At 40.8% G+C, this 9624-nt stretch carries 13 protein-coding genes; 12 read left to right on the top strand and 1 reads right to left on the bottom strand.

Features of this window, described 5'->3' with window-relative positions:
• The first annotated feature begins 365 nt into the window (after nt 1–365).
• The 12 genes from DK188_RS17235 to DK188_RS17180 all read left to right on the top strand — a co-directional run bounded on the left by DK188_RS17235 (nt 366) and on the right by DK188_RS17180 (nt 8795).
• Nucleotides 366–1370, top strand: coding sequence for a Gfo/Idh/MocA family protein (locus tag DK188_RS17235; protein WP_111672083.1), 1005 nt, complete (start codon nt 366–368; stop codon nt 1368–1370).
• Nucleotides 1371–1527: 157 nt separating this feature from the next.
• The gene (locus tag DK188_RS17230; RefSeq protein ID WP_198673039.1) at nt 1528–1893 is read left to right on the top strand and encodes a contact-dependent growth inhibition system immunity protein; all 366 of its coding nucleotides are present in this window, start codon (nt 1528–1530) and stop codon (nt 1891–1893) included.
• 150 nt (nt 1894–2043) lie between these two features.
• Nucleotides 2044–2331: a hypothetical protein gene (locus DK188_RS17225; protein WP_111672081.1), complete on the top strand. Its 288-nt coding sequence runs from the start codon at nt 2044–2046 to the stop codon at nt 2329–2331.
• Nucleotides 2315–2641, top strand: a complete 327-nt coding sequence (locus DK188_RS17220; protein WP_111672080.1) for a hypothetical protein — start codon at nt 2315–2317, stop codon at nt 2639–2641. Before DK188_RS17225 ends, DK188_RS17220 begins: the two co-directional genes overlap by 17 nt.
• A 60-nt stretch (nt 2642–2701) precedes the next feature.
• Nucleotides 2702–3163 carry a hypothetical protein gene (locus tag DK188_RS17215; RefSeq protein ID WP_111672079.1) on the top strand — a complete coding sequence of 154 codons (462 nt, stop codon included), beginning with the start codon at nt 2702–2704 and terminating at the stop codon, nt 3161–3163.
• 7 nt (nt 3164–3170) lie between these two features.
• Nucleotides 3171–3440 (top strand): hypothetical protein, encoded by a 270-nt coding sequence (locus DK188_RS17210; protein WP_111672078.1) that lies wholly within the window; start codon nt 3171–3173, stop codon nt 3438–3440.
• Between the two features lie 163 nt (nt 3441–3603).
• Nucleotides 3604–4197, top strand: a complete 594-nt coding sequence (locus DK188_RS17205; RefSeq protein ID WP_111672077.1) for a hypothetical protein — start codon at nt 3604–3606, stop codon at nt 4195–4197.
• A gap of 519 nt (nt 4198–4716) precedes the next feature.
• Nucleotides 4717–5328 (top strand): zinc-ribbon domain-containing protein, encoded by a 612-nt coding sequence (locus DK188_RS17200; protein WP_111672076.1) that lies wholly within the window; start codon nt 4717–4719, stop codon nt 5326–5328.
• Between the two features lie 302 nt (nt 5329–5630).
• Nucleotides 5631–6077 (top strand): IS200/IS605 family transposase, encoded by a 447-nt coding sequence (gene tnpA / locus DK188_RS17195; RefSeq protein ID WP_111672075.1) that lies wholly within the window; start codon nt 5631–5633, stop codon nt 6075–6077.
• A gap of 92 nt (nt 6078–6169) precedes the next feature.
• The gene (locus DK188_RS17190; protein WP_111672074.1) at nt 6170–6904 is read left to right on the top strand and encodes a carbon-nitrogen hydrolase family protein; all 735 of its coding nucleotides are present in this window, start codon (nt 6170–6172) and stop codon (nt 6902–6904) included.
• A gap of 208 nt (nt 6905–7112) precedes the next feature.
• Nucleotides 7113–7688: a hypothetical protein gene (locus DK188_RS17185; protein ID WP_111672073.1), complete on the top strand. Its 576-nt coding sequence runs from the start codon at nt 7113–7115 to the stop codon at nt 7686–7688.
• 165 nt (nt 7689–7853) lie between these two features.
• Nucleotides 7854–8795: an alpha/beta hydrolase gene (locus tag DK188_RS17180; protein WP_111672072.1), complete on the top strand. Its 942-nt coding sequence runs from the start codon at nt 7854–7856 to the stop codon at nt 8793–8795.
• 214 nt (nt 8796–9009) lie between these two features.
• Here DK188_RS17180 and DK188_RS17175 read toward each other — a convergent pair whose 3' ends face one another.
• Entirely contained in the window at nt 9010–9558 is a 549-nt protein-coding gene (locus tag DK188_RS17175) for a hypothetical protein (RefSeq protein ID WP_157963268.1), read from the bottom strand.
• Nucleotides 9559–9624: the final 66 nt, after the last annotated feature.

Raw genomic sequence — 9624 nt, 5'->3', positions numbered from 1 at the left:
GCTTTTCCCTCGGTGCCCTTGAAAAACGCCAATTGAGCCTGCCCGCCAGAAAGTCCACTTAGCGGACTGATTCTTGAAACTCTTTCACTCCGCGAACTCTGTGGTGAAAAATCATTTCAACAAAAACCTCCCACAGATCGACACAGAAAAAATCACAGATCGACACAGATTTTTCATTTTATAAAGAGAAGCTTTTCCTTCTCCGTGCCCTTGAAAAATGCCAACCAAGCCAAAAAGTACTGAAGATATATTCTAGGACTGATTCTTAAATCTCTTTTTCTCCGCGCACTCTGTGGTAAAAAAACTTACGCTCACTGCAGTGAAAACCCCCTTTCAAAAACTAAATTCTTTCCCTATTTTCCCTCATGAAAAAATTCACCGATTCGGATGTGCGCTGGGGAGTTCTCGGTGTGGGCAATGTCTGCGAAGTCAAGTCCGCCCCCGCGATGAATCATATTCCCCAGTCCAAGCTCGTAGCTGTCATGCGTAGGGACGAGGCCAAGGTCAAGGACTACGCTGCCCGCCATGGAGTTTCCAAGTGGTACACCGATGCCAGTGCCCTGATTCAGGATCCTGAGGTCAACGCGATCTATATCGCCACGCCTCCCAATGCCCATCTGGAGCTCACCCGTCTCGCTGCCGCTGCCGGCAAACCCGTCTATGTGGAGAAACCCATGGCCCGCACCTTTGCCGAATGCCAGGAAATGATCCAAGTTTGCGAAGCCGCCGAGGTGCCGCTCTTTGTGGCTTACTACCGCAGGGCCTTGCCGCACTTTGTACGAATCAAGGAACTGCTGGACGCGGGAGCAATCGGCCAGATCCGCACTGTGCATATCAACCTCAAGCAGGAAGTGGAAGCCGATCTGATCACCAAGCTGGCGGACAACTGGCGCGTCAAACCCGAAATCGCCGGAGGGGGCTACTTCTTCGATCTGGCCTCACACCAACTCGATCTGCTGGATTTCTTTTTCGGGAGGATCACCCATGCCAGTGGCTATGCGGCCAATCAAGCTAAGGCCTACGAAGCAGAAGATATCGTGACGGGAAGCTTTGTCTTCGATAGTGGTGTCCTAGGCACGGGCAACTGGTGCTTCACTTCCTCCCATACCGCCAGAAAGGACGAGATCATCATCGACGGCAGCACCGGGCAGATTCGCTTTGCCACCTTCGGCAAAGGGGAATTTACCCTACTTCGTGACAATCAGGAAGCGGAGCAGTTTCACTTCCCACTACCGACCCATATCCAGCAGCCCTTGATCCACAGCATCGTGGATGAACTTCTGGGTCGGGGCAGCTGTCCAAGCACAGGTCTCTCCGGCCTCCGCGCCAACTGGGTGATGGATGAATTGGTGAAAAATCGGATATACTAAAAGTCAAAACGGCGCACGAATGCAACCATATAGGACAACTAAGCGGAAAAAAGGTATATGGATAAACTAGTTGTGCAATATTTAAAAATCCGAGCCGACATTGACTTCGACCAAAAGGAAATTTGAGAATAATTGGAAGTCCAAAACCTTGGAAAACTTGGAAAAGGACTTTTGGGGCGAACCGACCTACGACAGCCATTTAGTAAAAACATGTCACCGACTTCGGCAGAAACTACTCCAAGAATTCGACACTGAAGACTTGAGAATTATGATTGGTCAAAACATCGGACTGAAATATTTGATTCCAATGGCTCTTGAGACTTTAAAGGATAATGTTCTAGCCGAAGGTGACCTCTACGAAGGTGACCTATTGAAATCAGTCCTTACTAGCGACAAAGACTTTTGGGAAAATGAAAAAGACAATTTCGAAGACCTTGAAAAATTAATTCGGGAAAATGAAGATTTGATTCGTGAAATGGACCCCCGACTTCTAAAGAACTTCGATAATTTGAAAAAGAAATAAAAACATTGCACAGCATCGGCTATAGCAAATGGGGGCTGACTGCTTAGAAATGAAGATATTGCAACTAAATAACATTCGGTCTGGCGGACAAAGATTCGCTTTCAAAACCCCGCACTCGCCATAGCCAGGGCCGTTAGCAAACATTGAATAATGGTAAATTCAGGGACAGAAAGGTCAAATAAAATGAATCAAGGTAGAATCAAAAAAACGATAACTGGAAAATGGACTTTAATACTAATAATCTTAATGACGACGTCAGAGGTATTTGGTCAGAATTTCAAATTGGATGAAAGAAGTACTGAAAATTATTTCAATTACTTTATTCAAATGCAAGCTGTAGAAAATTCACTAAAATCTAAAGAGATTAATAATAAACTTCAATTTGCCGACACACCAATTAGCGAAGAAGATTTTAAGACTCTTGCAAAAAAAGTTTAATGAATACGTTCCTAGTTCATTCTTTGACGCACCAGAAGGAGTTTCAATAATTGACACTGAAAAAAAAGATAATCCAGAAAGCTTTATAAAATGGACATACATTAAGCTCGATGAAAATGACGAAATTAAAGTTTATTTACAGCTAATTGTCTACTTTGATACCGAAGACGACATTTACTCACCAAAAGTCAATCAAGTTGAGGTCTTATATAAAGACGAAATCAACGATATAGACAAAAGAGATTTGAACAAACTTTTTCAGAAAACTAATAAGTTGAATGAAAAAGCTCCTAAACCTCCGAAATTCTGATAAAAAAAACGGTGCATATCCAAAACGATATGCTCAATATTAGAAGGGCATAAATCGACAATGAAATTTACGAACTATAAATCAGCCATTCACAACTTTGCGGACTCATTCCAGAGAGTTGACTATTCAAAAAGTGGCAAGTTGGCTATTAATGTTTTAATTCATCTGAATAATCTTAAATTAAAACCGACTGCAACATTTGACTTTATTTTTAAGACAATTAAGCCAGAAGAAGCGATTACAAAAGAAAGTGAAAGGTTATTAAACGATTATCTTAATTGGTTACCTGAGCATTTTAAAAATCATAATTGCAACCTTGACAAACTTGAAAAATTAACGATTGTCATTTCAGCAGACTTTGAAAAAGCGTTCTATCCTCAAGGAATGAATAAGGCGAAGCAAATAAGTTTGCAGACAAAAACTAATTGGAAAGCAGCCAACAGAGACGAAGAAATAATTGAAATTATTTTGAATGAAATAGTTGACGACTATTATTTGAAAACTGGAATACCTGAAATGTAGTTTGCAAATGAAAGATTATAAATTGAACGATTGGCAAGACTTCTGGAAAATATTTGACGAGTTGATTGATTTATTAAGTTCAGACAATAAGACAATTATAATTGATGAGTTTAAAGACGCACAAAAATATGTAAACGGTATGACTGACGGTTGGTATGAATTCAAGTTTGCATTTGAAAAATCATTAAAATCAAACAGACAACATTTAACAGCAGAACAAAACGGAATTGCGGAATTTTTAATAACTACATTAAACAAATCGTTGGCGAACAGATGAGAAGAAAAACTGGGCATAACAGCACCTACCCAAAAGTGCCGGTTCAGTGGTTAAATCAAGCTTTGTGCTTCTATCAAATTTTCTGCTTGGTTGACAGTGAAGTGCTTCGAAATCGCTACCTTCGGGTAGTTGCAAAACGTTCCATTAATTATAAATAAAACGAATGAAAAGAATTCTAATTTTATTGCTTTTAGTATCAAATTTTACATTTGGACAGTCAGAAAAAGATTATAAAGAAAACTTGAATAGTGATTTCCATGAATATAATGAATTGATTTTAAAGCAAGAATTTGATAAAGCATTGGATTTTATGCTTCCCGAATTCTTTGAAATTATTCCAAAAAGTCAAATGATTTTGTTAATGAAGCAGGTTTACAATAATCCTGACTTGGAATTTGAAGCAGAGAAACCAAAAGATATTGAATACGGAGAACCGAAGAAAATTGAAGCAAAATATTATTCAGAAATTACTTATTCCTATGACATCAAAATGAAATTCAATACTATTGAAGAAAGGGATGATGAAGAACAGAATAAATTAAATAGAAATTTGTTAAAATTATCTTTAGAGAAAACTTTTGGCTCTGGAAATGTGGAATTTAACGAAGAAACAGAGTTCTATGAAATTCATTCTATAAAGAATGCGTTTGGGATTTCTGAAAATGGAATGTCTGATTGGAAGTTTATAGTTGTTGAGCCTCAACAAAAGTTTATTTTAGAGAAGATTTTACCGAAGGAACTGACTGAAAAATTGTAAAAATAACTAGTGTAATTTCGATGTGGTACCAGCAGTGCTTACGTTTTTTGGTAGCGTCCCGATTAGTGTGTAAGTGGTAGGAAAGTTTCCGAGGCTATTTGATTCACCTTTTTACCTAAGCAGTTTACTTCAGAAGCTAGTGAGTTCACTTTTTTACTGAACTCCTTTGGTTTTGAAGTGAGTGAGTTTGCTTTTTAACTAAACCAGTTAGGTTCAGAAATCAGTCAGTTTACTTTTTAACTAAACGAGTTCGGTTCAGAAGTCAGTGAGTTCATATTTTAACTAAACGAGTTCAGTTTTGAAGTAGGTAGATGTACTTCCGAAGTACCCCTCTCCACTTCCGAAGTAGCCCCTAGCTTAAAAATTTGCATTTTTTTATAGAGAATTGATTATAGATGAATTTGAAATCGCCGATCAGGGAATACGTTTCTTTCAGTAATTTGTTGCGATCAAATTAACCCCATTTCCCAATCTATCTTTACCTTATTTCGACCCAAACAAAGGAGTCAACTTATAGCTATGATCATCTTCGGAAGCAAAGCGACATTGGTCGCAACGGAAAACCTCTTGGACAAATGCCCAAATTGTGGGACAGAGCGCAGTGTCCACCTGGCAGTATTTCAAAACTATGCACACATTTTTTTCATACCGCTTTTTCCGATGGGCAAGACCGGGGCAACTGAGTGTGCTCACTGTAAGCAAGTCCTTCGCAAAAAAGAGTTTCCGGATCATTTCAGGCGTAGTTACTCCAATTTGAAGTCGGCAAGCAAAGCTCCCCTTTGGACTTTTTCAGGTCTTGGGTTGCTTGCGATTTTCATTGTATTTGGAGGAATCATGAGCAAGCAAAAGGACGATAAAAATGCCGCTTGGATTTTGGCACCGCAAGAGGGAGATGTCTATGAAATCAAACTTGACTACAAACAATATACCCTGTACAAAGTGCATGAGGTGGTGGGGGACACCGTGTTTGTCATGCCAAATGAGTATGAGACGGATAAAATCAAAGGGCTGAGAGCCATGAAGAATAAAGGCGATGCCGGATTTGTTCAGGAGTTTTTCCCCCTGCTGAAAGAAGACCTGAAGATAATGCTTGAGAGCGGTGAACTCCTGGATATTGACAGAAAGGAATAGCCTCTAATTCGGCTCCGGAAGTAGTAATCCTGCTGGTCGAAATTAGAATAGCATCGGATACTTTGGCCCCGAGATTTTAGTGGTTTTACCTATCATTAGTTTTCTTCTGAAATTATATTGTTTAAAAGTTTAATTTTTAAAATTCAGATACGTTTGATTAAATTAGTTTGGTGTCAATGAAATGGATAAATCCATTTCTAACCAATCGGGAATTGACTATAGCCCACGGTTTAAACCGTGGGCTATAGGAGGTGAAAATGAAACCCTAACCGTTTTAACGGTTTAAAGATATTTGGATAAATATGCCTCATTCTTTTAATAAACTTTGGATACATGCTATTTGGTCAACCAAGGATCGATTACCTCTCATTTCTAATAGCGTCGAAAACAAAATTCATCACTTTGTTTCAAAACAATTTTTAGAACTTGGATGCCCAGTTAGAATTATTGGTGGAATGCCGGATCATGTTCATTGTTTGTTTCTTTTGAATCCCCAAAAATCAATTGCTGAAGTTATCAAACATGTTAAAGGTAGCTGTTCACATTTTGTCAATCAAACTAATTTAATTGCTGATAAATTTTCATGGCAAACTGGATATGCTGCTTTTTCGGTTTCTGAATCTGTTGTTGACAAAGTATTTCATTACATCAATTCACAAAAGTACCATCATAAAAAAAAATCATTCCAACAGGAATACGAAGAGTTTTTGAAGATATATGGATTTAATGAGGGTGATTATTTAGCATAACTGAGCTTTTTAAAACGATTAGCTTTGAAATAGCCACTCAATTAATTTTTAGCATTCGAATTAATTCTAAGTAAATCTTTTCCTCCAAAAAAATGAAAATCGCCCTAGCCCAGATCAACTCTCAAAAGGGAAATGTGGAAGCGAACGAGCTCCATCACTTGCAAGTCATCGAGCAGGCTGCCAGAGCACAGGCAGACTTGATTATTTTCCCCGAATTATCCATCACCGGCTATGAGCCTGATCTGGCCCAATCCTTGGCAATGGAACTGTCCAACAGCAGCTTTGATCCATTCCAAGAAGCGGCTGATAGATTAGGTATCAGTATCGGAATCGGAATGCCAACACCCGCTTCGGAGGGGGTTCAAATCAGTATGTTGATTTTTCAGCCCGGGCAGGAGCGGAGCCAGTACGCCAAGCAGCTCCTTCATTCGGATGAGTTGCCCTATTTCGTCTGTGGCAGGAGTCAAACCTTGCTCTCAGTCAAAGGCAAGATTATCGCCCTTGGTATTTGCTACGAGAGCATGCAGCGGGAGCAGGTGGTGCCAGCACTGCTGCAGGCTGACTGTTACATTGCCAGCGTAGCAAAAGATCAAAAGGGCCTGGAAAAAGCCTACGTCTTCTATGCCCAGATCGCATCGGAATTCAGGAAGCCCATACTGATGGTCAATTCGCTGGGTTTTCAGGATAATTTCTTCGCTGCCGGGCAGAGTGCGGTGTGGGATCAGAAGGGATACATCTTAGCCGCGCTTGATGGCGAACAGGAGGGGCTGCTCCTCTACGATAGCGAAGGTCCATTCGTAAGCTTTCTTCTTAAGGAATTGAACTAATTTCAAGAGCTTTGGAATGCGGCCGATCAATAGGCCGAGATCGGGAACTTATTCCCGTTTGAATTCCTGCTTTGGATTTAAAAATGTTTTTGGCTTGAAACTGAATGGAGGGTGGACTCCTTTTTCATCTGGATTTTTTTCTTTTATTAAAAATTTAGGATCCATTTTTCTTTTACAACGTAAACCTCTTTTATAAATCCTGACTCCTATGACATTCAGATTTCTTCTTCTTTCCTTGTTTTTTTTGACACATTTAAATCTGGCTCAGTCCAGCAATCAGCAAGTAATCCTTAGCCCCAGCTGCAGTACTTATGCAACTGTAGAAACAGATGATTTCACTGGGAAGACCTTGATCAAAACCAATTCTATGCGCGTGGGAAATGGGATTTGGGTAGCTTCATCCAAGGTCGGGTCTGAAAGAAAACTCATATTGACTTTGGTCTTTGACGGAGCAACGGATCAGGAAATTGATCCAGAGGAAACTCACCTTTTCAGTCTCGACGATTCCACTGAGAAAATCATCCTGGAGCTAACTCCGGAAGAAATCAAAAGTCCGGTGTCCAAAACCCATTCTTCCGGGGGAACAGAGTATCTCGGTGTATCAATCTCCACCACAACCACTTATGAGATGAGCTACATTCTGAGCGAGGAAACTTATGACCTGTTGGAAGCCTATCCGCTGAGTTCCATCAAAATCAACAGCCTTTCCCGCGATTTCCCATTCAAGGCCGACCGAAAGGGAAGAACAAAGGCATTCCGCAATTCGCTTGCCTGTATCCGCTGACGCAAAAAGTAAATAGCTCAAGGGAGATGAAATAGGCATAAATTCAAAAATTTTGTGCAACTTCCTTTCCGATTTTCAAAATCCGAATTGGTCAAACCCTCAGAGAGCGAGCAATTCGGAATTTGGAAAATGTCAATTTTCTTAACCCAAACAAACCTATTTACCATGCTTTCCCCACACAAAAAAAGTGGCATGCTAGCCGTTTTGGCTGTATTGCTTAGCTTCTCCTTCGGTGCACAGGCCCAGGATGGCACCATCTATCCACTCGAGACTCCGGCTGAGCCCAATGCAATTCTCCTCGGAACAGGAGGAGTAGACAATCAACCCGCCTCCGAAACCTGGTTTCGTCAGTGGGGAGATCCCATGGCACGAAATATCACCACTGCTACGCTAACGCCATTTTTTCCCGCTCCGGGCACTGCTAACGGTGCCGCTGTGATCGTCGCTCCGGGTGGGGGATTCAGCTGGCTATCCTTGGGGAATGAAGGTTGGGAAGTGGCAGAGGCACTGGCCAAGCAAGGCATCACAGCCTTTGTGCTCAAATACCGACTGAACCCAACACCGGAGTCCTTGGAGGATTTCAGTGCTTGGATGAATCGTCCCCGTACTCCTGCACCTCCCGCGGCAGCTGCCACAGGGGGCAACACTCCTCCTCGTCCGCCTCAGCGTGACCTATCTAACCAGCTTGAGGATGCTGAAGCTGCCTATGACATGATTGTGGCTCGCGCCAAAGAATGGGGTGTAGATACCAATAGAATCGGCATGATCGGATTCTCTGCAGGTGCAGGCCTGACGATGCATGCCACCCTCCATTCTAAAAAGATGAAGCTGGCCTTCATCGGTCCAATCTACGGTGGGATGGGTCCGGTGGAAGTTCCTGAAAACGCCCCGCCTATGTTCAATGTGATTGCTACAGATGATTTTCTGTTTTTGGGTCAAACTGGGGTGATCGAGTCTTGGTACAAGGCAGGCAAGCCAGTGGAATTTCACCTGTACCAAAACGGTGGACACGGCTTTGGTCTTGGCAATCCAAACCGAACCAGCAATCGCTGGTTTGATGCGTTTATTTACTGGTTGGAAGTGAATAAATTTTTGGTGGCGGGATAATCGTCCGATGGCTATCGAACCAAAAATGACAGACAATAGTTGGAAAAAGGTGTACCTCTTAGAGGTTTAGCTTGGTATTTAGCGTGATTCAGCTGGGAGATGGCGGGCATTCGGAGACGTATTCTTCCAGCCTACTCCTGACTTCTTAAAGATACTGATTTTCATAGTTACTCTTAACCGCCCGCTGTATCCAAGGTGATGTTAGGGCATGTTTTCATTTTCTGTACACGATTTCAAAGCAACCATAGCAATCTTCAGTATTTGAATTCAAAGGAATTAAATTTTTGTCTCCTAAAAGCCATTCATTATTAAAATTACATTGGTTGCAATCAAAACTTTCTATTTTGAGTGTATCATTTTTCAATAGATACTTCCCTTCATAGTCTTTAAATCCTCCAAGTCCTGACCTTCTTACTCGGTAATTGTTATTTTCAAAAATTTTTATGTTCCAAGATGACCTCTCTTCATTTAAATGAGCTTCTAGAATTACGCCCTTTTCCATTTTTTCAGGAAGAAAAGGAAACACCAAGAATGTCAGTAAAAGCGAAAAATTGATGCATTTAAGTACTTTTGGAACATTTTTGAAATCCCATAAAAGGTTTCCTATGATGACTATTAGAATTATAGGATAGGTAATAATCCGGAAAATTCCGAAATATTTAAATCCAATTTCGGAGATAAAATATCGGTATAGCACATATACAAGCATCATTGAAAATAATACTCGGAAAAATAGGTAAATATGATTTGGTGTAATTTTCATAATATGCCCTAACTTATTTATTCATATACCTTTTTTCTGCCTAGTTGTCCTATATGGCTGCATTTG

The sequence above is a fragment of the Algoriphagus litoralis genome, from assembly GCF_003259255.1.
GTDB classification, from domain to species: domain Bacteria; phylum Bacteroidota; class Bacteroidia; order Cytophagales; family Cyclobacteriaceae; genus Algoriphagus; species Algoriphagus litoralis.
This window is presented reverse-complemented; position numbering and strand designations above follow the sequence as displayed.